Origin of the sequence: Actinomadura macrotermitis, from assembly GCF_009604375.1 — a bacterium.
Classification (GTDB): Bacteria; Actinomycetota; Actinomycetes; order Streptosporangiales; family Streptosporangiaceae; genus Spirillospora; species Spirillospora macrotermitis.
Map to the genome: position 1 here is coordinate 1,231,155 of NZ_WEGH01000001.1, position 23,700 is coordinate 1,254,854.

General features: G+C 74.4%; 22 protein-coding genes. 2 read left to right on the forward strand and 20 right to left on the reverse strand.

All coding sequences use genetic code 11. The features are described 5' to 3' along the window. Positions 1 to 25: 25 nt before the first annotated feature. From ACRB68_RS05390 to smc, 9 genes are all read right to left on the reverse strand, one after another. A complete protein-coding gene (locus ACRB68_RS05390) occupies positions 26 to 268 on the reverse strand; it encodes an RNA-binding protein (protein ID WP_328593787.1) in 243 nt (80 codons plus the stop codon). A gap of 1 nt (position 269) precedes the next feature. Continuing rightward, positions 270 to 716, reverse strand: a complete 447-nt coding sequence (gene rpsP / locus ACRB68_RS05395; protein ID WP_328593788.1) for a 30S ribosomal protein S16 — start codon at positions 714 to 716, stop codon at positions 270 to 272. Positions 717 to 953: 237 nt separating this feature from the next. Further along, positions 954 to 2,522 (reverse strand): signal recognition particle protein, encoded by a 1,569-nt coding sequence (gene ffh / locus ACRB68_RS05400; protein WP_328593789.1) that lies wholly within the window; start codon positions 2,520 to 2,522, stop codon positions 954 to 956. 102 nt (positions 2,523 to 2,624) lie between these two features. After that, positions 2,625 to 5,012 (reverse strand): [protein-PII] uridylyltransferase, encoded by a 2,388-nt coding sequence (locus ACRB68_RS05405; protein ID WP_328593790.1) that lies wholly within the window; start codon positions 5,010 to 5,012, stop codon positions 2,625 to 2,627. A gap of 8 nt (positions 5,013 to 5,020) precedes the next feature. After that, entirely contained in the window at positions 5,021 to 5,359 is a 339-nt protein-coding gene (locus ACRB68_RS05410; protein ID WP_153532318.1) for a P-II family nitrogen regulator, read from the reverse strand. After that, a complete protein-coding gene (locus ACRB68_RS05415; RefSeq protein WP_153531080.1) occupies positions 5,356 to 6,684 on the reverse strand; it encodes an ammonium transporter in 1,329 nt (442 codons plus the stop codon). The genes ACRB68_RS05410 and ACRB68_RS05415 overlap by 4 nt, the downstream gene beginning before the upstream one ends. A 325-nt stretch (positions 6,685 to 7,009) precedes the next feature. Beyond that, on the reverse strand, positions 7,010 to 8,176 hold the full coding sequence (ftsY, locus tag ACRB68_RS05420; protein WP_153531081.1) for a signal recognition particle-docking protein FtsY: 1,167 nt from the start codon (positions 8,174 to 8,176) through the stop codon (positions 7,010 to 7,012). A gap of 49 nt (positions 8,177 to 8,225) precedes the next feature. Further along, on the reverse strand, positions 8,226 to 9,014 hold the full coding sequence (locus ACRB68_RS05425; protein ID WP_153531082.1) for a glycoside hydrolase family 16 protein: 789 nt from the start codon (positions 9,012 to 9,014) through the stop codon (positions 8,226 to 8,228). 79 nt (positions 9,015 to 9,093) lie between these two features. Beyond that, positions 9,094 to 12,762, reverse strand: a complete 3,669-nt coding sequence (gene smc, locus ACRB68_RS05430) for a chromosome segregation protein SMC (RefSeq protein WP_328594073.1) — start codon at positions 12,760 to 12,762, stop codon at positions 9,094 to 9,096. 134 nt (positions 12,763 to 12,896) lie between these two features. On the opposite strand from smc, the gene ACRB68_RS05435 reads away from it, so the two are divergent. Next, positions 12,897 to 13,790 (forward strand): alpha/beta hydrolase, encoded by an 894-nt coding sequence (locus ACRB68_RS05435; RefSeq protein WP_153531084.1) that lies wholly within the window; start codon positions 12,897 to 12,899, stop codon positions 13,788 to 13,790. Between the two features lie 85 nt (positions 13,791 to 13,875). Here ACRB68_RS05435 and ACRB68_RS05440 read toward each other — a convergent pair whose 3' ends face one another. The 9 genes from ACRB68_RS05440 to rsmD form a co-directional block, all read right to left on the reverse strand. After that, positions 13,876 to 14,073, reverse strand: coding sequence for a hypothetical protein (locus tag ACRB68_RS05440; RefSeq protein WP_153531085.1), 198 nt, complete (start codon positions 14,071 to 14,073; stop codon positions 13,876 to 13,878). A gap of 174 nt (positions 14,074 to 14,247) precedes the next feature. Beyond that, positions 14,248 to 14,532: an acylphosphatase gene (locus tag ACRB68_RS05445; protein ID WP_153531086.1), complete on the reverse strand. Its 285-nt coding sequence runs from the start codon at positions 14,530 to 14,532 to the stop codon at positions 14,248 to 14,250. A 13-nt stretch (positions 14,533 to 14,545) separates the two neighbouring features. Beyond that, a complete protein-coding gene (gene mutM / locus ACRB68_RS05450; protein ID WP_328593791.1) occupies positions 14,546 to 15,424 on the reverse strand; it encodes a bifunctional DNA-formamidopyrimidine glycosylase/DNA-(apurinic or apyrimidinic site) lyase in 879 nt (292 codons plus the stop codon). After that, a complete protein-coding gene (gene rnc, locus ACRB68_RS05455) occupies positions 15,417 to 16,160 on the reverse strand; it encodes a ribonuclease III (protein ID WP_328593792.1) in 744 nt (247 codons plus the stop codon). The genes mutM and rnc overlap by 8 nt, the downstream gene beginning before the upstream one ends. A gap of 279 nt (positions 16,161 to 16,439) precedes the next feature. Next, positions 16,440 to 16,619 carry a 50S ribosomal protein L32 gene (gene rpmF, locus ACRB68_RS05460; protein WP_328593793.1) on the reverse strand — a complete coding sequence of 60 codons (180 nt, stop codon included), beginning with the start codon at positions 16,617 to 16,619 and terminating at the stop codon, positions 16,440 to 16,442. 1 nt (position 16,620) lies between these two features. After that, positions 16,621 to 17,289 carry a YceD family protein gene (locus tag ACRB68_RS05465; RefSeq protein WP_153531087.1) on the reverse strand — a complete coding sequence of 223 codons (669 nt, stop codon included), beginning with the start codon at positions 17,287 to 17,289 and terminating at the stop codon, positions 16,621 to 16,623. Positions 17,290 to 17,415: 126 nt separating this feature from the next. Further along, entirely contained in the window at positions 17,416 to 17,895 is a 480-nt protein-coding gene (coaD, locus tag ACRB68_RS05470) for a pantetheine-phosphate adenylyltransferase (RefSeq protein ID WP_328593794.1), read from the reverse strand. Positions 17,896 to 17,988: 93 nt separating this feature from the next. Continuing rightward, positions 17,989 to 19,452: a penicillin-binding transpeptidase domain-containing protein gene (locus ACRB68_RS05475; protein ID WP_153531089.1), complete on the reverse strand. Its 1,464-nt coding sequence runs from the start codon at positions 19,450 to 19,452 to the stop codon at positions 17,989 to 17,991. A gap of 50 nt (positions 19,453 to 19,502) precedes the next feature. Beyond that, a complete protein-coding gene (gene rsmD, locus ACRB68_RS05480; RefSeq protein WP_153531090.1) occupies positions 19,503 to 20,066 on the reverse strand; it encodes a 16S rRNA (guanine(966)-N(2))-methyltransferase RsmD in 564 nt (187 codons plus the stop codon). Between the two features lie 182 nt (positions 20,067 to 20,248). Between rsmD and ACRB68_RS05485 the strand changes: the two genes are divergently transcribed. Further along, complete coding sequence (locus ACRB68_RS05485; RefSeq protein WP_153531091.1) at positions 20,249 to 20,944, forward strand: hypothetical protein; 696 nt, start codon at positions 20,249 to 20,251, stop codon at positions 20,942 to 20,944. Between the two features lie 37 nt (positions 20,945 to 20,981). Here ACRB68_RS05485 and ACRB68_RS40450 read toward each other — a convergent pair whose 3' ends face one another. Both ACRB68_RS40450 and ACRB68_RS05495 read right to left on the reverse strand, forming a co-directional pair. Continuing rightward, positions 20,982 to 22,679, reverse strand: a complete 1,698-nt coding sequence (locus ACRB68_RS40450; RefSeq protein WP_207709573.1) for a serine/threonine-protein kinase — start codon at positions 22,677 to 22,679, stop codon at positions 20,982 to 20,984. 88 nt (positions 22,680 to 22,767) lie between these two features. After that, complete coding sequence (locus ACRB68_RS05495; protein ID WP_153531092.1) at positions 22,768 to 23,697, reverse strand: HEAT repeat domain-containing protein; 930 nt, start codon at positions 23,695 to 23,697, stop codon at positions 22,768 to 22,770. Positions 23,698 to 23,700: the final 3 nt, after the last annotated feature.

Below are 23,700 nucleotides of genomic sequence, written 5' to 3' on the forward strand. Positions count from 1 at the left end.
GCCAGGCCGGCACGAGGCCACATGGTCAGCGGACCTCGTTGACGTCGAGCAGGTCCACGCGCACGTAACGGCCCCCGGACAGGGCGCTGATCACGGTGCGCAGGGCCTTAGCGGTACGCCCGCTACGGCCGATGACCTTGCCGAGGTCGTCGGGGTGCACGCGCACCTCGAGGACCCGGCCGCCCCTGAGGCGGCGCGCCCGAACCTGGACGTCGTCCGGGTTCTCGACGATGCCGCGCACCAGGTGCTCGAGCGCTTCTTCGAGCACGTCAGCCCTCGCTCTTGACTTCGGTGGTCTCGTCGGCGGCCTCGGCCTTCTTCGGCTCGGCCTTCTTGGACTTGGCCTTGGTCGCCGCGGCGCCCGCGTCGTCGCCGAGGGCCTCCTTGACGGCGGCCTCGAAGACGGCCTTCTTGTCGGGCTTGGGCTCGGCCACGCGCAGGGTGCCCTCGGCGCCCGGCTCGCCCTTGAACTTCTGCCAGTCGCCGGTGATCTTCAGCAGGGCCAGCACGGGCTCGGTCGGCTGCGCGCCGACGCCGAGCCAGTACTGCGCCCGCTCGGAGTCGACCTGGATGAGCGAGGGCTCCTGCTTGGGCTGGTAGAGCCCGATCTCCTCGATGGCCCGGCCGTCACGCTTGGTGCGGGCATCGGCGACGACGATCCGGTACTGCGGGTTCCGGATCTTCCCCAGACGCTTGAGCTTGATCTTGACTGCCACGGGTGTGGTGTTCTCCAGACTTGAATACAGGTGAACGGTCTGGACCAGGTGGGGACACCGGCTGCCGGCCGTTCGATGGACTCCGGCCGCACAGGACGAGAGAGGGCGCCTTGGCGAATCCGGGGTTTCCAGCATGTCATTGTGCCAGACGATCGGCGTGAAAGCGCAATCAGGCGGTGACACGCGGCCATGTCGCCGCCCGGCCGGCCCGGAATGGGCGCGGCCGGGCGGGACGGGCTACTTCTTCTTGCGGCCCTGCAGCTTGCCGAGGTCGGGCATCTGGAAGCCGGGCGGGAGCTGGCCGGCCAGGCCCGGGGGCAGCTGGCCGCCGAGGCCGGGCGGCAGGCCCTGCGGCGCGCCGTCCAGGGCGGGCTGCTCCTCCGCCTGCTGGGGGGCGCCGGCGCGCTTGCGCGGGTCGCCGCTGCGCTGCTTGCCCTTCTTGTTCTTGGCCTGCTTGGCGGCCTGCTTGGCCTTGCGGCGGCCCGGCATGCCGGGGATGCCCATGCCGCCGGCCATCTGGCGGACCATCTTCTGCGCGTCGAAGAACCGGGTGACCAGGCTGGAGACCTCGCCGACCGACACGCCCGAGCCCTTGGCGATGCGGGCCCGCCGCGAGCCGTTGATCATCTTGGGGTTGGCGCGCTCCTGCGGCGTCATCGAGCGGATGATCGCCGCGACCCGGTCCAGGTCCTTGTCGTCGATGTTGCTGATCTGGTCCCGGACCTGCCCCATGCCGGGCATCATGCCGAGCAGGTTGCCGATCGGCCCGAGCTTGCGGATCATCATCATCTGCTCGAGGAAGTCCTCCAGGGTGAAGTCCTCACCCGAGGCGAACTTGGTGGTCATCCGCTCGGCCTGCTTGGCGTCGAACGCCTGCTCGGCCTGCTCGATCAGGGTGAGGATGTCACCCATGTCCAGGATGCGGCCGGCCATCCGGTCGGGGTGGAAGACGTTGAAGTCCTCCAGCTTCTCCCCGGTGGAGGCGAACATGATCGGCCGGCCGGTGATGTGGCGGACCGACAGGGCCGCGCCGCCGCGCGCGTCGCCGTCGAGCTTGGTGAGCACCACGCCGTCGAAGCCGACGCCGTCCATGAACGCCTGGGCGGTGTTGACCGCGTCCTGGCCGACCATGGCGTCCACGACGAACAGCACCTCGTCGGGGCCGACCGCGTCGCGGATGTCGATGGCCTGCTGCATCATCTCGGCGTCGATGCCGAGGCGGCCGGCGGTGTCGATGATGACGACGTCGTGCTGGGCGTGCTTGGCCTGGTCGATGGAGCGGCGGGCCACCGACACCGGGTCGCCGACGCCGCTGCCCGGCTCGGGCGCGTAGACCGGCACCCCGGCGCGCTGGCCGACGACCTCCAGCTGCTGGACCGCGTTCGGGCGCTGCAGGTCGGCCGCGACCAGCAGCGGCGCGTGGCCCTCGGACTTCAGCCAGCGGGCGAGCTTGCCCGCCAGGGTGGTCTTGCCGGCGCCCTGCAGGCCCGCGAGCATGATGACGGTCGGCGGGTTCTTGGCGAACCGGATCCGGCGCGTCTCGCCGCCGAGGATATTGATGAGCTCCTCGTTGACGATCTTGACGACCTGCTGGGCCGGGTTGAGCGCCTGCGAGACCTCCGCCCCGGTCGCCCGTTCCTTGATCTGCGCGATGAAGTCCTTGACGACGGGCAGCGCCACGTCGGCCTCGAGCAGCGCGACACGGATCTCGCGGGCCGTCGCGTTGATGTCGGCCTCGGAGAGCCGGCCCTTGCTGCGCAGCGACGAGAAAACCGTCGTCAACCGGTCGGAGAGCGTCTCGAACACGTGTCTGGACCCGTCCTTGGAAAGCTTCTGGGATCGTCTATCAGACTATCGGGTCGCCGGCCCCGAGCCGCCCCGTCGCGCCGGAGCGGCCCGGCGAACCCCTCAGCCCAGTGCTTCCAGCACCTTCTCCCGCACTTCGGACAGGGTGGCGGGGTCGTCGCCGAGCGGGCGGCCCGCCGCGTCCACGACGTAGAAGACGTCCACCGCCTCGGCGCCCAGCGTGTCGACCTGCGCGCCCCGGACCTGCAGGCCGAGCGAGCCGAGCGCCCGCCCGATCCGCCAGAGCAGCCCCGGCCGGTCGTGCGCCCGCACCTCGATCACCGTGGAGATGTCGGAGGCGCCGGGCACGATGGTGACCCGGGGCGGCGCGACGGTCACCCCGGGCCGGACCCGGACCGACCGGGCCCGGCGTTCCAGCCGGCCGGCCACGTCGAGCCGGTCGGCGAGCATGCGGCGCAGGTCGGCCTCGAGCGCGGCGGGGTCGGGCGGCGTGCCGTACTCGGGCACGGCGGTGAAGTCCAGCACGGCCGTGCCGCCGTTGGCCGCGGCCGCGCCGGGCGAGGCCGCCGAGACGGTGCGGGCCGTGCGGACGGCCAGGCGGTGCAGGGCCAGGATGCCCGCGGCCTGCCAGAGCAGCCCCGCGCGGTCCGGGGCGGCGATGGTGATGCGGGTGCCGGCGACGCGGACGGCGGCGCCGTCGTGGCGGATCAGCGCGAGCTGCTCGGGCGGCAGCGCGGGCGGGGGCGGCGGGGTGCCGCCCGACAGCGCGGCGATGGCGCGGCGGGCCAGCTCGGCGACCTGGCGGCCCTTCCAGGTGCCCCAGGCCGACGGGCCGGTGGCCTGGCCGTCGGCGACGGCGATCGCGGCCAGCAGCTCGACGATCTCGCGTTCGCGGCCGGGGACCGACGCGACGGCGGCGATGACGGCCTCGACCGTCGCCGGGTCGGTGATGTCGCGGCGGGTGGCGGCCTCGGGGAGGAGCAGGTGGTGCCGGACGAGCGCCTCCAGGACGTCCACGTCCCCGGGCGGGAAGCCGAGGCGGGCGGCCAGGTCGCGGGTCACCACGGCGCCGCTGACCGAATGGTCGCCGGGCCAGCCCTTGCCGATGTCGTGCAGCAGCGCGCCGACCAGGAGCAGGTCGGGGCGGGCCACCTCGCGGGTGAGCGCGGCGGCGCCGGCGGCGGCCTCCACCAGGTGGCGGTCCACGGTGTAGCGGTGGAAGGGGTTGCGCTGCGGCCGGTTGCGGACGCGCTCCCAGTCGGGCAGCAGCCGGGTGACCACCCCGGCCTGGTCCAGCGCCTCCCAGACCCCGATGGCGGCCGGGCCCGCGCCGAGCAGCGACACCAGGGCGTCGCGGGCCGCGGCGGGCCAGGGCGCGGTGGGCAGTGCCGCGTGCTCGGCGAGCCGGTCCACGGTGGCCGGGGCGAGCGGGAGGCCGGCGTGCGCCGCCGCGGCGGCGACGCGCAGCAGCAGCGCCGGGTCCTTGAGGTCGGCGTTACGGGCCAGCACGACCTCGCCGTCCTGCTCCACGGCGCCGTCGCCGACCGGGCGGCGCTCGACGCCGCCGCCGGGGGCGCGCCGGGGCGCCCGGAACCGCTCGACGCGGCGCCACAGCAGCTCGCCCGCGTGGGTGACGGTGCGCGCGGCCTCGGTGGTGGCGCGCAGCAGCTGGTCGGCGTCCAGCATGGCCAGGAGCCGTGCGACGGCCTCCTGCTCCTGCAGGACCAGGCGGTCGGACGAGCGGCCGGTGACCTCGTGCAGGGCGTGCCGGACGTCCAGCAGCAGGTCGTGCGCGGCGCGCACCCGCGCGTCCGGCGCCGAGGCCACCCAGGAGGCGCCGACGGCCTGCATGACCTGCACGTCGCGCAGCCCGCCGTGGGCCTCCTTGAGGTCGGGTTCGAGCAGGAAGGCCAGCTCGCCCTGGGCCTCCCAGCGGGCCCGGCAGAGCTCGGCCAGCTCGCCGAGCCGGCGGCGGGCGTCGGCGCGCCAGTCGGCCGGCACCGCGGTGCGCAGCTCGGCCGCCAGGCCCGGGTCGCCGGCGATCAGCCGGGCCGACAGCAGGCCGAGCGCGGCCTTCATGTCGGTGCGGGCGACCTCCCGTGCCTCGGCGACGGTGCGGACCGAGTGGTCCAGCCGCGGCCCCGAGTCCCAGATCGGGTACCAGAGGCGGTCGGCGATCTCGGCGATGCCCGCCCGGTCCCGGTGCAGCAGCACCAGGTCCAGGTCCCCGCCGGGGGTGAGCTCGCGCCGGGCGTGGCTGCCCACCGCGACGAGCGCGATGCCGTCCAGCAGGCCGTCATCGGCGGGACCGCCGCCGGTGCCGCCGGCCGGGGACGGTTCGGCCGCGTCGCCGGGCGGGGCGGCCGCTTCGGCGGCTTTGGCCAGGAGGCCGGTGAGCCAGCGGTCCAGCTCTTCGGCGCGGGCGGCCCGCGCAGCCGCCAGGGCTGCGCGGGCCGCTTCGGTGGTACCGCCGGTGTGCGCGAGGGTCACGCGGTTCCCTACAGGGCTTCCGGGCCGGTCTCGCCGGTGCGGACCCGGACCACGGTCTCGACCGGGACGGCCCAGACCTTGCCGTCGCCGATCTTGTCGGTGCGGGCCGACTTGACGATGACGTCGATGATGTCGTCGGCGTCCTCGTCCTCGACCAGCACCTCGATCCGCAGCTTGGGCACCAGGTCCACCTTGTACTCGGCGCCCCGGTAGACCTCGGTGTGGCCCTTCTGGCGGCCGTAGCCGCTGGCCTCGCTGATGGTCAGGCCCTTGACCCCGAAGGCCTCCAGGGCCGCCTTGACCTCGTCCAGCTTGAACGGCTTGATGATCGCCGTGATGAGCCTCATGCCTCCGCCTCAACCTTCCGCTCGGCGACCGACGCCGCACTGAGGGCGCTCGTGGTGCCGCCGCCGTGTGCCGGAGCGAGATCGTACGCGCTCTCGGCGTGGGTGGTGACGTCGATGCCGACCACCTCGTTCTCCTCGTCGATCCGGAACCCGATCACCTTGTCGATGATCTTGCCGATGATCCAGGCCATGATGAACGAGTACAGGCCGATGACCACCGGGCCGAGGGCCTGCAGGCCGAGCTGGTGCGCGCCGCCGCCGTAGAGCAGGCCCTTGTGCTGGCCCGGCAGGAACGGGTAGGCGGCCAGGAAGCCGAGCGAGACCGCGCCGATGACGCCGCCGACCAGGTGCACGCCGACCACGTCGAGGGAGTCGTCGAAGCCGAGCTTGTACTTCAGGCCGACCGCGTAGGCGCAGGCGGCGCCGGCGACCAGGCCGAGCACGACCGCCGCCCAGGGGTCGACGAAGCCGCAGGCCGGGGTGATGGCGACCAGGCCGGCCACGGCGCCCGAGGCGATGCCGAGGGTGGTGGCGTGGCCGTCGCGCAGCTTCTCCACCACGATCCAGGCGCCGGCCGCGACGGCGGCGGCGATCTGGGTGTTCATGAAGGCCAGGCCCGTGGTGCCGTCGACCGCCAGCTCCGAGCCGGCGTTGAAGCCGAACCAGCCGAACCACAGCAGGCCGACGCCGAGCAGGACGAACGGCAGGTTGTGCGGGCGCATCGGCTCCTTCGGCCAGCCGCGGCGCTTGCCGAGCACGAACGCCAGGGCGAGGCCCGCGGCGCCGGCGTTGACGTGCACGACGGTGCCGCCGGCGAAGTCCTCGATGCCGAGCTTGTTCAGCCAGCCGGTCCCCCACACCCAGTGCGCGACCGGGAAGTAGACCAGCGCCGCCCAGGCGACGGTGAAGGTGATCCAGGCGCCGAACTTGGCGCGGTCGGCGATCGCGCCGCTGATCAGTGCGACGGTGATGATCGCGAAGGTCAGCTGGAAGGCCGAGAACACCATGGTCGGGATGTTGTCGGACTGGTCCTTCAGCAGGCCCTCGGAGACCTGGGTGGCGACGCCCTTCAGCCCGACGGCGTCGAAACCGCCGACGAACTTGTTGACGAACGAGCTGCCGTTGTCGGTGAACGCGATCGAGTGGCCGAAGAGCACCCACAGGACGGTCACGCTGACGATGCTGCCGAACGACATCATCATCATGTTGAGGACGCCCTTGGCCCGCGTCATGCCGCCGTAGAAGAACGCCAGGCCCGGCGTCATCAGCAGCACGAGCGCCGTGGCCGCCAGCATCCAGGCGGTGGCACCGGTATCGATCTTCATCGTGGCGAGAGCCCTCCTCGGCCGGAAACTGTGAGATGTCCGAAGACTCTTGGGCGGCGGTTTCGCCTGGACGGCTCTTGTGTTTCCGCGGCGTGAAACCCCACCTCCGTATGTTTCCCCCGTGTTTCGAAGACCTCACCAGTCACAATTCCCGCTTTTGCGAAGGAAACGGCGGCGATAGGGAAGCCTTTGCCCCGAAATACCGTGGCCGACCTCGGCCAGACGACGCGAATGAAGCCGCGGTCGCTTTTCCTCCCGGAAACGGCAAAGCGCCCCGTTCGCGACGATCGTCGCGAACGGGGCGCTCCGGTGCTCCGGCCCGGGGTCAGTCCCCCAGGATGGCGTCCACGAACGCCTCGGGCTCGAACGGGGCCAGGTCGTCGGGCCCCTCGCCGAGGCCGACGAGCTTGACCGGCACGCCGAGCTCGCGCTGCACCTGGACGACGATGCCGCCCTTGGCGGTGCCGTCCAGCTTGGTCAGCACCACGCCGGTGACGTTGACGACCTCGGCGAACACGCGGGCCTGCTGCAGGCCGTTCTGGCCGGTGGTGGCGTCCAGCACCAGCAGGACCTCGTCGATCTGGCTCTGCTTCTCGATGACGCGCTTGACCTTGCCGAGCTCGTCCATCAGGCCGGCCTTGTTGTGCAGCCGCCCGGCGGTGTCGACGATGACGGTGTCGACCTTGCCGTCGATGCCCTGCTTGACCGCGTCGAACGCGACGCTGGCGGGGTCGGCGCCCTCGCCCTTGCGCACGACCGGGGCGCCGACGCGCGAGCCCCAGGTCTCCAGCTGGTCGGCGGCGGCGGCGCGGAAGGTGTCGGCGGCGCCGAGCAGCACGGTGCGGCCGTCGCCGACCAGCACCCGGGCCAGCTTGCCGCAGGTGGTGGTCTTGCCGGTGCCGTTGACGCCGACGACCATCAGCACCGCGGGCCGGGTGCCGTGCGGCGAGGCGTGCAGGGAGCGGTCGAAGTCGGGGCCGAGTTGCTTGACCAGCTCCTCCTTCAGCATCGCCCGCACCTCCTCGGGCGAGCGGGTGCCGAGCACCTGGACCCGGGTGCGCAGGTCGTCGGTGACCTGCCGGGCGACCGAGACGCCGATGTCGGCGCCGATCAGGGTGTCCTCGATCTCCTCCCAGGCCTCGTCGTCGAGCACGTCGCGCGACAGCAGGCCGAGCAGGGTCCGGCCGAAGCCGCTCTGCGACCGGGCGAGGCGGGCGCGCAGGCGCACCAGCCGGCCGGCGCCGGGCGGCGGCTTCTCGATCTCGACCGAGGGCCTGGCCGGTACGGTCCCGGCCGGTGGCGCGCGCTCGGCCGGCGGCGCCGTGCGCTCCTCCTCGGGGAGGGTGGTGGCCCCTCCGGGCAGGATGTCGGCGGGCCGTTCCGACGGTTCCACGGGCGGGCGCGGCTTGCGGCGGGAGGGCCGCAGGAACAGCACTCCGCCGACGATGACGGCGAGGGCGGCCAGCCCGGCGATGAGGATCACGTATTCCATAGCGACCCCAGTTTTCCAGACGGGCGGTCATGCACCGGACACGATCGGGTCACCGATCCGGGGCGTACATCCTGATCCAGTCGATCTGCAGGGTCGCCGGGGCGTCCCGGTCGACGCCGCGCGCGGTCCGGCCGCGCTCGCCGGGGAACCAGTCGAGCTGGATCGTCTGGCCCATCTCGCCGGCCGGCAGCATGCGCCGGTCCCCGGTGTGGAACCAGCGGCGGCCGTCCAGGTAGCCGCTGACGCCCTGGGGCGTCCAGGAGACGGCGAAGGCGTGCCAGCGGGTGAGGTCGGCCGGGACGCGGGTGTCGCGGACGCGCTCGTTGCGGGCCGTCCCGGCGTGCAGGAAGAAGGAGGTGGCGGCGCGGCGGCCGTCGTCGGCGGTCTCGACGTAGTCGATCTCCCCGTTCTCGCCGCGCGGGGTGACGCCGCCACCGCCGCGGGTCGGCCACAGCAGCAGGACGGGGTGGTAGCAGGCGCAGCCGCGCGACATCCGGATCCGCGCCTCCCAGCGGCCGTACTTCTGCGCGCCGCGCCGCCAGGCCACCCCGCCGGTGGTGCCGTTCCGCCTGCCGGTGATCGTCATGACGCCCTCACGGACGCTGACCGCGCGGGGCGAGCGGCGGCCCTTCCCGGCGTGGCCGGGCCCGTCGTAGACGTCCCAGTCGCGGGGGTCCAGGGAGCGGCCGCGGAAATCCTCCGCCGCCACCGGGCGGCCCCAGCCGAAGCGGGCGGCGGCCGTCCGCGCGTCGCCGCGCGCCGCGCAGCCGTGCGCCGTAGAGCCGACGGCGAGCACGCACACCACCGCGGACAGGCGGGCCGTTCCGGAGGGCACCACACCGGCAAGCTACCGGCGCGGGCGCCCGCCGCCGCCCCGGACACCGTCACCTTTCGTCCCGGGTCTCCCCATGAAGGGGTCAGGCGGGCTCGTGCTCGCGCAGCCGCTGGCTGATCACCTGGGTGACGCCGTCGCCGCGCATGCTGACGCCGTACAGCGCGTCGGCGCCCTCCATGGTGCGCTTCTGGTGGGTGATGATGATGAGCTGGGACGACTCGCGCAGCTCCTCGAAGACGGTGATCAGCCGCTGGGTGTTGGTGTCGTCCAGCGCCGCCTCGACCTCGTCGAGCACGTAGAACGGCGACGGCCGGGCCTTGAACACCGCGACCAGGAACGCGATCGCGACCAGCGAGCGCTCGCCGCCCGACAGCAGCGACAGCCGCTTGACCTTCTTGCCCGGCGGCCGCGCCGAGACCTCCACGCCGGTGGCGAGCATGTCCTCGGGCTCGGTCAGCGACAGGCTGCCCTCGCCGCCGGGGAACAGCCGGGCGAAGATCCGGGAGAACTGCTGCTCGGTGTCGGCGTAGGCCGAGGCGAACACCTGCTGCACCCGCTCGTCGACCTCCTTGACCACGTTCAGCAGGTCGCGGCGGGTCTTCTTCAGGTCCTCCAGCTGGGTGGTGAGGAAGGCGTGCCGCTCCTCCAGCGCCGCGAACTCCTCCAGCGCCAGCGGGTTGATCTTGCCGAGCTGGTTCAGCTGCCGCTCGGCGGTCTTGGCGCGCTTCTCCTGCTCCTCGCGCCGGTAGGGGGCGGGCGCGGCGTCCTCGGCGGCCTCGGGGCCGGGCGGGACGGGCTGGTCGGGGCCGTACTCGCCGACCAGCGCCTCGACCTCCAGGCCGAACTCCTCCAGCGCGCGCTGCTCGTACTGCTCCAGCCGCAGCCGCTGCTCGGCGCGCGCGACCTCGCTGCCGTGCACGACGTTGACCAGCCGCTCCAGCGTGCTGGACAGCTCGCGGACCTGGCCGCGCACCACCTTCAGCTCCGCGTCGCGGGCGGCGCGGGCGCGCTCGGCGGCCTCGCGCTGCTCGACGGCGGCGGCCAGCGACACCTCGATGCGCGCGAGCGCGGTGCGGGCGCCTGCCAGCACCGCCTCGGCGGTCCTGGCCTGGCGTTCGCGGCGGGCCCGGCGCTGCGCGGCGCGGGCGCGCTCCTCGCGCTCGCGGCGGGCGCCGCGCTCCAGCGCGTCGGCGCGGCCCGCGATGGCCTGGACGCGCTCCTCGGCGGTGCGGACCGACAGCCGCGCCTCCATCTCGGCCGAGCGCAGCTCCTGGACGCGCGCGTTCAGCTCGTCGCGCAGGTCGGTGTCGTAGCCGGCCTCCTCGGCGACCTCGGCGGCCTCCTCGGACTCGGCCAGGCGCATCGCCAGCTCCTCGGCGGCCTGCGTGTCGCGCTCCAGCGACTCGGTCGCGGCGTCCAGGGCCTTGGTGAGGCGCTCCACCTCGCCCCGGGCGGCGCGCACGTCGGCCTCCAGCCGGGCGGCGCGCTTGGCCTCCTGGGCGGCCTGGGCGTCGAACTCGCGGACCCGGGCGCGGACCCGGTCCAGGTCGCCCTGCGCCTGGTTGACGCCGGTCTGGGCCTGCTGGGCGGCGGCCTGCGCGGCGTCCAGCGCGGCCTGGGCGCGCTGCTCGGCCTCGGCGGCCTCAGCGAGGGCGTCCGCGGCGGTCTCGGCGGCGGTCTCGGCGGCGGCGAGGTCCTCGGTGGCCTGGTCCAGGGTGGCGCGCATCTTCAGCAGGCTCTGCGCGCCGCCCGCCGCGCCGCCCTGCGCCCAGTGCGCGCCGACCAGGTCGCCCTCGCGGGTGACGGCCCGCAGCGACGGCTCGCGGCGGACGAGCGCGGCGGCGCCGGCGACGTCGTCGGCCACGACCACGTCCCGCAGCAGGTGCCGCAGCGCGGGCGCGACGGCGTCCGGCACGGTCACCGCGTCGATCGCGTAGTCGGCGCCCGCGACACGCGGGAAGTCCGCCACCGCTCCCCCGCCGACGAGCAGCCCCGCACGGCCCGCGTCGCGCGCGCGCAGCAGCGCCAGCGCGGCTTCGGCGGTGTCCAGCGAACCGACCGCGATGGCCTCGGCGGCGTTGCCGAGCGCGGCGGCGACGGCCGTCTCGTAACCAGGGCGGACGGTCAGCAGCGAGGCGACCGTGCCGAGCACGCCGTCCAGCGAGCCGTCCGAACCGGCCGCCAGCAGGGTCTCGCCCCCGTCGGCGGCGCTGGCCAGGGTCAGGTTCAGCGCCTCGATGCGGGCCTGCAGCGCGGCGACGTCCTTCTGCGCGGCCTGGTCGGCCGACCGGGCCGCGGCGACGGCCTGCCGGGCCTCCTTCAGCTCCTGGCGGGGCCCGTCCACGGCGGCGCGGGCGGCCTCGGCGGCGTCCTTGGCGGTGGCGAGGGCCTCCTGCGCCAGCTCGTGCTCGGCGGCGAGGGCGGGGTCCTCCACCACCTCGGCCTCGAACGCCTCGAAGTCGGCCTGCGCGTTCTCGGCGCGCTGCGCGGCCTCGTCGCGCGCGTCGCCGAGCCGGCCGATCTCCGACCGGCCCGCCTGGGCCTTGCTGTGCAGCGCCTCCACCCGGCCGCGCAGCCGGGCCAGCTCCTCGCGGCGGTCGGCGGCGGCGCGGGCGGCGGCCTGCAGGCGCCGCTCCTCGCCCGTCAGGGCCTCCTCGGCGCCGGAACGTTCCTCGACCGCGCCCGCGAGGCCGTCCTGGGCCTCCTCCAGCGCGGCGCGCAGCATCTCCTCCTGCTCGCGGACCGCGACGGCCTCGCGCTCCATGTCCTCGGGGTCGCGGCCGCGCCGCTCGTCGTCGCGCGCCTCGGCGGCGTTGCGGTGCCGCTCGGCGGCCAGGTCGGCGACGCCGCGCAGCCGCTCCTTCAGCGCCGACAGCCGGAACCAGGTGTCCTGCGCCAGCGCGAGCTTGGGCGCCTCGACGGCCTCCTGCTCCTCCAGCATCGCCTCGCGCTCCTGCGCCTCGGCCAGCGACCGCTCGGTCTCGGCGCGGCGCTCGCGGATGGAGGCCTCGTCGGCGGCCTCCTGCTCCAGCCTGGTGCGCAGCGTGACCAGGTCGTCGGCGAGCAGCCGGGCGCGGGCGTCGCGCAGGTCGGCCTGGATGACGGCGGCCTTGCGGGCCAGCTCGGCCTGGCGGCCGAGCGGCTTCAGCTGGCGGCGCAGCTCACCGGTGAGGTCCTGGACGCGGTTCAGGTTCGCCTGCATCGCGTCCAGCTTGCGCAGCGCCTTCTCCTTGCGCTTGCGGTGCTTCAGGACGCCCGCGGCCTCCTCGATCACCGCGCGGCGCCCCTCGGGGCCGGCGTGCAGCACCCGGTCGAGCTGGCCCTGGCCGATGATGACGTGCATCTCGCGGCCGATGCCCGAGTCCGACAGCAGCTCCTGGATGTCCAGCAGGCGGCAGGAGTCGCCGTTGATGGCGTACTCGCTCTGCCCCGACCGGAACATCAGCCGGCTGATGGTGACCTCGGAGTAGTCGATGGGCAGCGCGCCGTCGGAGTTGTCGATCGTCAGCACGACCTCGGCGCGGCCGAGCGGCGCCCGGTTGGCGGTGCCGGCGAAGATGACGTCCTCCATCTTGCCGCCGCGCAGCGACTTGGCGCCCTGCTCGCCCATCACCCAGGCGAGGGCGTCCACGACGTTGGACTTGCCCGACCCGTTCGGGCCGACGACGGCGGTGATGCCCGGTTCGAACCGCAGTGTGGTGGAGGACGCGAACGACTTGAAACCGCGCAGCGTCAGATTCTTCAGGTACACGTGCCCGCCGTCCCCCTCCATGGCCTCGCCCCGTGACTAGGAAGGGAACGATACCGGCCCGGCCAGGGTGAACCCTTGATTACCGCAGGAGACACCATCCCCTACAGTGACCAGCATTTGCGGAGGGAAACGGCATGACGGGACTCACCAGGCGGCGCGTTCTCCTCGCCGGCCTCGGCGGCGCGGGCGCGGCGGGACTCGCCGGCGCCGGCATGGCCGGGCTGGTGGAGGCCGAGGTGCTGCCCGGGAAGGTGCGTTTGGACCGGGCCCTCGGCAAGTGCGGTGACACCCCGCCCGTGCCCGCCGAACGCGCCGACGTGCGGACCGAGCGGTTCCGCTCGGCGGCACGCGGCCGCGACGTCGCGTTCACGGTCGCCAGTCCACGCGGCCACGCCCTGAAGGGACTGCCGGTGGCGCTGGTGCTGCCGGGCCTCGGCAGCGACTCCTCGGCCCTGTCCGGCATGAACCTGCACGCCTACCTCGCGCAGGCCGTCGCGCACGGCGCACCGCCGTTCGCGCTGGTCGGCCTGGACGGCGGCGACACCTACTGGCACCGGCGCGCCAACGGCGACGACCCGCAGAAGATGGTCACCGACGAGGTGCTGCCCCGGCTGCGCCGGCTCGGCCTGCGCACCGACCGGATCGGCCTGAGCGGCTGGTCGATGGGCGGCTACGGCGCGCTGCTGCTGGCGCAGGCGCTCGGGCCCCGGCGGGTCGCCGTGGCCGCGGTGTCGTCGCCCGCGCTGTTCCGGTCGTACGCCAAGGCCCGCGCCGCCAACCCGGGCTCCTTCGACGACGAGGCCGACTTCGCCCGGCACGACGTGGTGGCGCGGCTGGACCGGCTGCGGCCGATCCCGCTGTGGATCGACTGCGGGACCAGCGATCCCTTCGCCCCGGTCGTGCGGGACGCCCTCGGCCGGATGAGTCCCCGGCCGGAGGGCGGCCTGTTCGGTGGCTGCCACGACGGTGCGTACTGGCGGCGCCGCACGCCGGGCAGGCTGGCCTTCATCGGCCGGCACCTGCCCTGACCGGCGCGGTCAGCCGCGGAGTCGGGCATACATAAGGGACGCCGTGGGCCGGCGTCCCCGTCTTCTCAGGTCAACGGCGCCGACATCAGGTCAGCGCCGGTTCGCGGTCCTTCACACCGAGCGACACCACTTCGTCGCCCGACGCCGTCGCGAGTGCGTCGTTCTCCGTCTGAAGCCGCGCGAGCTCGGCTTCAAGGTCGCGTACGCGCTGCTGAAGACGTCGCATCTCCGACACCATACGGGGGTCGGGACCGCCGACGTGGCCGAGTAGAGCCTTCGCCATGACTAAGGGTCCTCCACGCTGAGTAACCAGCAGGAATCGCGCACGAAGAATGATGTCGGTGCGCGTATCGTCTAGAGTCGCACCGGCCGGCGTCCTGGTCAAGATGGACATCACGGGCCGGTAACAACATGTCGCCCCTATTCTAGCAGGTGCAAATCGGGTCGCCCTACCCGGTCACCTTTCCTGGAAACCGTCCAGGCCGCCGCGAGCGGCGCTCCAGCGCTCGGTGACCCCCTCCACACGTCCCGGGGTCCCAGGACCGCGCAGCAGCTCCAGCAGCTCTTCGCAGGCCGCCCGGCCACCTTCGGCCACCACCTCGACGCGGCCGTCGGCCAGGTTGCTCGCGCTGCCGGCCAGGCCGAGCTCCAGTGCCCGCGCCCGCACCCACCACCGGAAGCCGACGCCCTGCACCCTGCCGCGCGCCCAGGCGGTCAGCCGCACGGTCTGCTCGTCGTCCAACGGTCACTCCTAGTCACACGCGGCGGGGCCGCTTCTGGCAGGTCGGGCAGCTGTAGGAGGAGCGGTTCATGAACTCCTCGCGGTGGATCGGCGTCCCGCAGCGGCGGCACGGCTCGCCCCGGCGGCCGTAGGCCTCCAGCGACCGCTCGAAGTAGCCGCTCTCCCCGTTGACGTTGACGTAGAGGCTGTCGAAGGAGGTGCCGCCGACCGCGAGCGCGGCCCCCATCACCTCGCGCGCCGCCTCCAGCACCCGGGCCGCCTCGGCGCGGGTGAGGGAGTCGGACGGGCGCGCCCAGTGCAGCCGCGCCCGCCACAGGGCCTCGTCGGCGTAGATGTTGCCGACGCCGCTGATCAGGGACTGGTCGAGCAGCGCCCGCTTGATCCCGGTCCGCTTGCGGCGCAGCGCCCCGATGAACGCCTCCTCGTCGAAGGCGTCCTCCAGCGGGTCGGCGGCGATGTGCGAGATCGGCGCCGGGACCAGGCCCGCGCCGAACGGGTCGGGGACCATCTCGGTGAGCATCAGGTGCCCGAACGTGCGCTGGTCGACGAAGCGCAGGTCGTGGCCGCCGTCATCGAACAGCGCCCGCACCCGCAGGTGCTTCTCCCGCTCCCGCCCGGGGTCGCCGACCAGCAGCTGGCCGCTCATCCCCAGATGGGCGAGCACGGCCTCGGCCGGGCCGCCGTCCTCGGCCAGCGGCAGCCACAGGTACTTGCCGCGGCGGCGCGGCGCGGCGACCGTCCGGCCGGCGAGCCGGCCCGCGAAGTCGCCGGCGCCCGCCACGTGCCGGCGCACGGCGCGCGGGTGCAGCACCTCGGCGGCGGCGATCGTCCGGCCGGTGACCCAGCCCGCCAGCCCCCGCCGGACGACCTCGACCTCGGGCAGCTCAGGCACCGGCGGCCTTGGCGGCGGTCTCGCGGGCCACCACGTTCTCGCGGATGGCGGTCCAGGCGGCCTCGGCGGCGTGCTGCTCGGCCTCCTTCTTGCTGCGGCCCTCGCCCGACCCGTAGGTCTCGCCGCCGACCCGCACCGAGGCGCGGAAGGTCTTCTGGTGGTCGGGGCCGGACTCGGCGACGTGGTACTCGGGGACGCCGAGCTCCTCGACCGCGGTGAGCTCCTGCAGCGAGGTCTTCCAGTCCAGGCCCGCGCCGAGGCCCGCCGAGCGGGTGATCAGCGCGTCGAACAGCCGGTGCACCAGGGCGGCGGCCTCCTCCAGGCCGCGGTCCAGGTAGACCGCGCCGATCAGCGCCTCCAGGGTGTCGGCGAGGATCGAGGCCTTGTCGCGGCCGCCGGTGCCCTCCTCGCCCCGGCCGAGCCGGATGTGCGCGCCGACGCCGAGACCGCGCGCGACGCCCGCCAGGGCGCGCATGTTGACCACCGCGGCGCGCAGCTTGGCCAGCTGCCCCTCGGGCAGGTCGGGGTGGCCGCGGAACAGGGTGTCGGTGACGACCAGGCCGAGCACCGAGTCGCCGAGGAACTCCAGCCGCTCGTTGGTGGGCAGGCCGCCGTTCTCGTAGGCGTAGGAGCGGTGCGTCAGCGCCCGCTCCAGCAGGTCCGGCGTCACCTCGACGCCGAGCGCGCGGGACAGTTCCGTCTGGTCCGGCGCATGGCCGGCCTTCTTGCCGCTCACAGGCCCTCCTCGCGTGGCCGCGGGCGCCGCGCGATGCGGTCGCCCTCGTGGCGCGTGACGGCGCGGAGGCCCGGTCCTGGAGCGGTCCGCGAAGGCGAGGTGCGCGCCGGTGGACGATTTCCCGGCGTGCACCACGGCTCCGGGCGCCGGTCCTGGACCGTTCACCACGCCGGCGTCACCCGCCGGGGTGGCTGGTGTCACCGGAAGGTGACACTGCCCGGGAATCTGGAGGGGCGGCCGCGCGCGAACGCGGAACCGCCCCCCAGACGCCAAGAAAGATCAAGCCGACGGTGCGACGACCTGACGCTTGTCGTAGGTGCCGCAGGTCGCGCACGCGGTGTGCGGCAGCTTCTGGTCGCGGCATGTCGGGCACTCGACCAGGGTCGGCGCGGCGGTCTTCCACTGCGAACGCCGGTGCCGCGTGTTGCTGCGCGACTTCTTACGCTTGGGGACGGCCACGTCAGCCCTCCTGCTTTCCTTCTCGTCGGTCGGTTGACTGGTGGGGAGCGGACTCCCCACGACCCCCGGGAGGGGGGACCTCTGACGGCTCGTCGTTCGACGCCGGGGCGTCAGAGGTCAGGCCCTGCAGCGCCGCCCACCGGGGGTCGGCGACGTCATGGTGGTGATCGGGTTCGGCGTCGGCCAACCGCACACCGCACTCCGGACACAGGCCGGGACAGTCGTCCCGGCACAGCGGCGACAGCGGCAGCGCGAGCACCACCGCGTCCCGGAGCACCGGCTCGAGATCGATCAGATCGTCCTCGAGCCGAAGCTCGTCGTCGTCCGCGTTCCCGCCGGAGCGGGTGTCAGGATAAACGAAGAGCTCTTGGAAGTCCGCCTCGAAGGTCGAGGCGATCGGGTCCAGGCAGCGGGCGCACTCCCCGTCGAGCGGGACGTGCGCCGTGCCGGTGACGAGCACGCCCTCGAGCACGGACTCGAACCGGAGGTCCAGTTCGATCTCCGCGCCCTCGGGCACGCCCAGCATCGCGACGCCGAAATCGGCCGGGGCCGGCACGGTCAGGGTCTGCTTCCGCTCGGACCCTGGCTGCCGGCTCAGGGCTCGGGTGTCGAGCACCAGCGGGGCATGGGGATCAAGGCGAGACAGCGGATTCCTGCTTTCGTGAGGCATGGCGAATGGCGGCCGTCGACCTGGCCGAAGACCCAGGGTACCGAACGCGCGCCGATCGCCCAACTCGCGGGGGCTTCGCGCGAGCCGTCCACCTGCGCCGTCGCCCGCCGCCGGGTCCGGCCGGGCTCAGGTGCCGCGCAGCCGCGCCGACAGCCGCTCGTGCACCAGGTCGGGGATGAGGCCGCTGACGTCGCCGCCGAACTTGACGATCTCCTTCATCAGGCTGGAGGACAGGTAGGAGTACAGCGGGTTGGTGGACATGAACATGGTCTCCACCCCCGCCATCCGGTGGTTCATCTGGGCCATCTGCAGCTCGTACTCGTAGTCGCTGACGGCGCGCAGGCCCTTGACGATCACCGGGATGTCGCTCTCCCGGCAGAAGTCGACCAGCAGCCCGTGCCACTTGTCGATCTTGACGTTGCCGTACTCCTTGGTCACCTCCTCCAGCATCTCGATGCGCTCCTCGACGGTGAACAGCCCCACCTTGGTCTTGTTGATCATTACGGCGACGACCACCTCGTCGAAGAGGCGGGAGGCCCGGCTGATGATGTCGAGGTGCCCGTTGGTGACGGGATCGAACGAGCCGGGACAAACGACACGGCGCACGAGATGGCTCCATCCTTGCGACTGGCCTGGAAGCAGGCGTCGACCTGCGGCGTGACCGTACCAAACAGGGACGAGGCGCCCGGCAACCGGGTTTCAGTCGCCGAGCGCGTCGATGATCCGGGCGGCGATCGGACCGGACTCGGCGCCGTACCCGGGCGCCTCGGTCAGCACCGCCACCGCGTAGCGCGGGTCGTCGCGCGGCCCGAACCCGATGAACCAGCGGTCGTTGTAGGAGGCGCCCTCGACGTCGGCGGTGCCGGTCTTGCCGCCGAGGACGGAGGTGCCGCGCAGCGCCTTGCCGGTGCCCTCGCGCACGACGGCCTCCATCATGGCGCGCATCTGCCCGGCCTGCCCGGCGGTGAGGGGCCGGTCGAGCACGGCGGGGGCGGCGCTCTGCACCAGGGAGCCGTCCCCGCCGCGCAGCCTGCTCACCAGGTGGGGCCGCATCACCTTGCCGTCGTTGACCGAGGCGGCGGCGACCATGGCCATCTGCAGCGGGGTCGCGATCGTGCTGCCCTGGCCGATGGAGCCGAGCGCGCTCAGCACCGGCTGCGGGGTGCGCGGGAAGGAGCTGACCGCGCTGTCCATGCCCCTTGCCACCTCGACCGGCCGGTAGAAGCCGTAGCGCCGGGCCCGGTCGGCGATGGCGTCGTTGCCGGGCCGGACCGCGCCCATGAAGGCGAAGGTGGTGTTGCAGGACTGGGCGTAGGCGTCGATCAGCGGGATGGCGGGCTCGTCGCACTCGCCGCCGATGTCGCCGGCGTCGTTGTTGATCGCCTGCCCGCCGCCCGGCGGCCGGTAACCGCGCCCGGCCCGCACCTGCGTGCGCGCGGTGTCCCCGGCGGCCAGCGCGGACGCGGCGACGACGGTCTTGAAGGTGGAGCCGGGCGGGAAGACCTCGCGCAGGGCCTTGTTCAGCAGCGGCTTCATCGGGTCGGCGTTCAGCCGCTTGAAGGCCGCCTCGGCCTGCCTGGCGTCCAGCGAGGAGACCTCACCGGCGTCGTAGGACGGGGTGGAGGCCATGACCAGGATCGCGCCGGTCCGGGCGTCCAGCACGACGGCGGCGCCGCGGCGGGCGCCGCTCGCGCGCAGCGCCGCGTAGGCGGCGCGCTGCGCGGCGGGCACCACGGTGGTCTCGACGGCGCCGCCCGGCACCGGCTTACCGATGATCTTGTCCAGGAGGCCGGCCGTGGCGAGCCTGGGGTCGTCGCCGTCCAGGAAGTGGTTCTCGGCGCTCTCCAGGCCGGTCTGGGAGAACAGCGAGTAGTAGCCGGTGACCGGCGCGAAGACCTCGCTCTCGAGGTAGCGGCGCCGGTAGTGCCGCCCGTCGGGCGTCTTCTGCGACCAGGCGAGGCGCAGGCCGCCGGCCACGATCGGGCCGCGGTCGAAGGTGTTGCGGTCCTCGAACTGGCGGGCGTTGTGCGGGTCGTCGCGCAGGTCCTGCGCCTGGAAGCCCTGCACGTAGGTGATGTTGGCCAGCAGCGCCAGGACCATGAGCAGGGACACCACCCACGTCCGCCGCACCGCCTTGCCGGTGCCGTCGATCACGCCGAGCATCACTCCCCGAGGTCACGCGGCCGGTGCGGCCTCTTCCCGCCGGGCCGCGGTCAGTGCACCGCGCGCCCGTACCAGAACACCGCCTCACCGTAGCGCCGGTCGCGCTCGGCCTCGTAGCCCGCGGGCCAGACCAGCGCGGGGCCGCGCACCGACCGCTCGACGGCGACCAGCGCGTCCGGCGCGAGCCAGCCGTGGTCGCGCAGCGCCTCCAGCAGGGCGGTCACCGCCGCGTCCGGCAGCGGGTAGGGCGGATCGGCGAAGACCAGGTCGTAGGGGGCGTCCGGCGCGTGGCGCACCACCCGCTCCACCTTGTCGCCGACCGGGACGGCGCCGGGCAGCCCGAGGTCGGCGGCGTTCTGCCGGACCACCTTGATCGCGCGCGGGTGCGCCTCGACGAGCAGCGCGTGCGCGGCGCCCCGCGACAGCGCTTCCAGCCCGACCGCGCCCGAGCCGGCGAACAGGTCGGCGACGCGCAGCCCGTCCAGCGGGCCGAGCAGCGCCTGGACGGTGGAGAACAGGCCCTCGCGCGCCCGGTCGCTGGTCGGCCGGGTGTCCCGGCCCGGCGGGACGGCCAGCCGGCGTCCTCCTGCGCTTCCCGCGATCACCCTGGTCATTCCTCAAGTATCGCGGCGCGGCCGAACCGCCCGTGCCGCGCTCCTGTCCCGGAGGCCACCAGAGAAACGCCGCGGGAAACCGGCGTCTGCGCTCTCCCGGGCGTCCCATCATGTGAACCTAGTCACGGAACGTGGACGAGCGAATACCAGGAGCTTTCGTGCAGCAAGCCAGGAGACTCGCGGTGACGGCCTCCGCCGCCGTCCTCGGCATCGTCGCGCTGGGCGGCGTCGCCCAGGCCGGGACGGGCGAACCGCCCGGCACGCGCGCGGCCGGCCGGCGGGCCGCGGACGGGCACGGGTGGCAGGGACGGCACCGCTGGCAGCGGTGGCATCGCCATGACGGGCCACGGCCCATCGTGCCGACGCCGCCGCAGGAGGGCGGAGACCAGGTCACGGCCCCGCCGTCGGTGCCGCCCACCGTCCCGCCGGAGCCGGGCCAGGACGGGCCGGTGCCGGTCACCCCGCCGCCGGTGCCGGTGCCGGTGGGCGGCGACGAGGGCGCGGTCACGCTCCCGGCCCAGATCACCGAGAAGCCGGCCGCCGTGCCCAAGATCGCCGTCATGCCCGCCGCGCCTACGGGCTGCCCGGGGACGTCGTGCGTGCCGACCCCGACCACGCCGCCCATCCGCAAGGCGCCGCAGGCCGCCGGACGACCGCACCAGGTCGCGGCGGGCCCGGCCCGGCCGCGGGCATCGGCGCTGCTGCCCGACCTCGGGCCCGCCGGCGGCCTGTTCCCGGACCTGCCGCAGGCCGGCCCGGGCGGTCTGCCCTTCACCGGGGTGAACGCGCTGCCGCTCGCCGCGCTCGGCCTGTCGTCGGTGCTGCTCGGCGGCGGCGTGGTCGCCGGGACCCGGATCCGCCGCCGGCCCGTGGTCTGAAAGCCCGTGCTTTGAAAGCCCGTGCTCTGAAAGAGGCTCAGAGCGCGTCGTCGTTCCGCACCCGCCAGGCGCCGCCCTGGCGGTGCAGGACCAGCCGGTGCACGCTCATCCGGTCGCCGACCTTGCAGGAGCCCGGCTTGCAGGCGGCCACCAGCACCAGCGCCCTCGCCTCGCCGGCGGTGCCGCCGGGGCGCAGCGCGGTCTCCACGGCGGTGCCGGTGACGCCCGCGGTGGCGCGGCCGGCCGCGGTGAGGGCGGCGCGGGCCCGACCGCCGGGCCAGGGGTCGGCGCCGGACCCGGCGGGCACCGATTCGGCGTTGAGGATGAACAGGGTGTCCAGCAGCCAGGCACTCCCCTGGCGGGTCACGCTCACCCGGACCGGGTCGCGCAGCACGCGCGGCCTGGCGCCGGCGGAGCGGACGGTGCGCCGGACGTAGGTGAGCACAGTGGCGCGGCCGGGCGCGGCGGCCACGATCCCGGCGTCGGTGACCTCGGTGGCGACCGAGCTCCTGGTGTCGCGGAGCCGGACCCGCCAGTTGCCCCGGTCGAGTTCCTTGTCGTATTCGCCCTGGTAGCGGGGGGTGACGCGGGCGTGCGCGGCGGCCACGTCCTGGTCGAAGCGCTTGTAGGAGAAGCTGAGGACGGCCCGGACGGCCGCCGCCGCCCCCGTCGCCGCCTCGGCGGCCTCCGCGGGCGGTGCGACGGTGTCGGAGGCCGCGAGGCGCGGCTCGTCCCGCCGCCGTTCCTCCGGCAGCGCCCACACCGCCGCGCCGGCGAGCAGCGCGGTCAGCGGCACGACGGCCGCCGCGGCCTTCCAGCGCCGCCCGCCGCGCGGCCTCGCGCGGGCCGCGGGCGGCGCCGGGGCGGCCGGATCGGCGAGCGACGCGCCGGTGCTGAGGGCGTCCTCGGGCCGGTCGCCCGCGTGCACCTCCCGGCCGAGCAGGTCCAGCAGGATCTGCTGCGCCGCCGGGCGCTCCCCCGGCTCCTTGGCCAGGCAGCGCCGGACGATGCCGCGCAGCGGCTCGGGCAGCGGCGACAGGTCGGGCTCCTGGTAGAGGATCCGGCCGAAGACCGCCGAGATGGTGTCGTCGCCGAAGGGGTGCTCGCCGGTCGCCGCGTACAGGATCGTCGCGGCCCAGGCGAACACGTCCACCGCCGTGCCGAGCTCCAGGTCGGTGACCTGCTCGGGGGCCATGTAGGACGGGGTGCCGACGACGCCGCTCGCCCGGGTGGCCACCGGCCCGAGCATCCGCGCGATGCCGAAGTCGATCACGCGCGGGCCGTCGGGGCCCATCAGCACGTTGGAGGGCTTGAAGTCGCGGTGCAGGATGCCGGACCGGTGGATCGCGGCGAGCGCGGTGATCGTGCCGATCGCCAGCCGGTCCAGGTCGGTGCCGGTCCGCGGCCCCTGCGCCGACACCAGGCCGGCCAGGGAGGGGCCGCGGACGTACTCGCTGACCACGTAGGGCTGGTCGCCGTCGACGTCGGCGTCCAGCACCTGCGCGGTGCAGAACCCGGCGACCCGGCCGAGCACGCCGAGCTCGCGGACGAACCGGGCGCGCCACTCGGGGTCGCCGACGAGCTGGGCGCGCAGCAGCTTCACCGCGGCGGTCCGCCCGTCCGGGCCGCGGCCGAGGTAGACGATGCTCTGGCCGCCCTCGCCGAGGCGGCCGACCAGCTCGTAGGCGCCCAGCGTCGCCGGGTCGTTCGGCAGCAGCGGGCGAACCGGGGACATCGCACTCCTTGGTGACGGGGGCCCGACAAGGGACTGTACCCGTCAGAGTGACGACCTCCGCACTCTGCGTGACCCGGTCAGGCGGCGCTCAGGCGAGCGCCCAGCGGACCTGGGTGCGCACGCCGGGGTCGGGGTCGGCCAGCGCCTCGGTGAGCGCCGTGACGACCTCGGCACGGTCCGTGGCCCACTGTTCCAAAGATTGGACCGCCGAGCGGCGGACATCGACGATCCGGTCCCGCAGCGCGCGCAGCAGCGGCTGCACCGCGACCTCGGGCGCGGCCTCGGCGAGGGCGATCACGGCGCGGCGGCGGACCTGCCAGCTGGCGTGCGCGGTCGCGGTGACCACCCGCCCCTCCAGCGGCTCGGGGACGCCGAGCTCGGCGGCGGCGTCGATCGCGGCCATCCGCACCACCGGGTCGTGGTCGGCCAGCAGCTGCTCCAGGACCGGCAGCCCGGCGGGCAGCGCGAGGCGGGCCAGGCCTTCGGCGACCGCGACGCGCACCTCGCGGGCGGGGTCGTCGGCGGCCTCGGCGACCTCGGCGAAGGCGTGCAGGGCGATCAGGGCGAGGACGGCCTGCACGCGCACGTGCGGCTCGTCGTCCTGCAGGGCGTGCGCGTACAGCTCGGCGGCGCCGGCGGCCAGCTCGGCCAGCAGCGCGGCGGCGGCCTCGCGGACGGCGGCGTCGCCGCCGCGGGCGGCGGCGAGCAGCAGGGCGCGCACGCCGTCGTCGCCGAGGTACAGGTCGGGCAGGGCGCGCAGCGCGGCGGCGGCGACGCCGCGGACCCCGGCGTCCTCGTCGGCGAGGGCCCAGGCGAGCGCGTCGCCGGCGCCGCGCGCGGCGTGGCCGTCGCGGACGGTGCGGGCGAGCGCCTTCAGCGCGGCGGCGCGCACCTCGGGCTCGGGGTCGCGCAGGTAGGGCTCGACGTCGGCGGGCTCGGGGCGGTCGATGCGGTGCAGGTCGAAGACGCGGGCGAGGAGTCCGGGCTGGGTGACGGGGGTGGAGTCGATGACGGTCATGCT

Bases quoted from the DNA above. Each gene is read 5' to 3' on its own strand.
- ACRB68_RS05415 (WP_153531080.1), bottom strand. From the start codon at position 6,684: ATGAAGATCGATACCGGTGCCACCGCCTGGATGCTGGCGGCCACGGCG.
- ACRB68_RS05410 (WP_153532318.1), bottom strand. From the start codon at position 5,359: ATGAGGCTCATCACGGCGATCATCAAGCCGTTCAAGCTGGACGAGGTC.
- ACRB68_RS05435 (WP_153531084.1), top strand. From the start codon at position 12,897: ATGACGGGACTCACCAGGCGGCGCGTTCTCCTCGCCGGCCTCGGCGGC.
- ACRB68_RS05440 (WP_153531085.1), bottom strand. From the start codon at position 14,073: ATGGCGAAGGCTCTACTCGGCCACGTCGGCGGTCCCGACCCCCGTATG.
- ACRB68_RS40450 (WP_207709573.1), bottom strand. From the start codon at position 22,679: ATGTCCCCGGTTCGCCCGCTGCTGCCGAACGACCCGGCGACGCTGGGC.
- ACRB68_RS05475 (WP_153531089.1), bottom strand. From the start codon at position 19,452: ATGCTCGGCGTGATCGACGGCACCGGCAAGGCGGTGCGGCGGACGTGG.
- rsmD (WP_153531090.1), bottom strand. From the start codon at position 20,066: ATGACCAGGGTGATCGCGGGAAGCGCAGGAGGACGCCGGCTGGCCGTC.
- ftsY (WP_153531081.1), bottom strand. From the start codon at position 8,176: ATGGAATACGTGATCCTCATCGCCGGGCTGGCCGCCCTCGCCGTCATC.
- ACRB68_RS05465 (WP_153531087.1), bottom strand. From the start codon at position 17,289: ATGCCTCACGAAAGCAGGAATCCGCTGTCTCGCCTTGATCCCCATGCC.
- ACRB68_RS05495 (WP_153531092.1), bottom strand. From the start codon at position 23,697: ATGACCGTCATCGACTCCACCCCCGTCACCCAGCCCGGACTCCTCGCC.